Source organism: Campylobacter sp. S4:11 (assembly GCF_024723695.1).
In the GTDB taxonomy this organism is placed as follows: Bacteria; Campylobacterota; Campylobacteria; order Campylobacterales; family Campylobacteraceae; genus Campylobacter_D; species Campylobacter_D jejuni_C.
This window is the reverse complement of record NZ_JANQDC010000126.1, coordinates 1-262: the sequence shown is the minus strand read 5'-3', so window position 1 is coordinate 262 and position 262 is coordinate 1. Positions and strand designations below refer to the sequence as shown.

Genomic DNA, 262 nt, shown 5'->3' with positions numbered 1-262 from the left:
CTGGGATTAGTAAGCAGTGAAACTAAATTTCTTGTAAGTTGAGTAATGCCTTGCAAGGAATCACTAGGTGCGTTTCCTACTCTTAAGTGATTAGATTTAATGGCTTGTATAATATCTTGATTTATTGTGTTTGTATTATAAGAAGAGTAAAAATTGCTGTGTATAAAAAGATTATAAATTTTATAATAATTTCTTATTGTTGAATAGCTCATTAAAACATCAAGTTGAGTGAAAGTTGTTAATGGTGTATAAAACAAAACCA

1 pseudogene is annotated in these 262 nt (G+C 27.9%); it reads right to left on the bottom strand.

From position 1 onward, the window contains the following. A pseudogene (locus tag CAMP5053_RS08525) lies at positions 1 to 262 on the bottom strand (hypothetical protein); the annotation flags it as partial.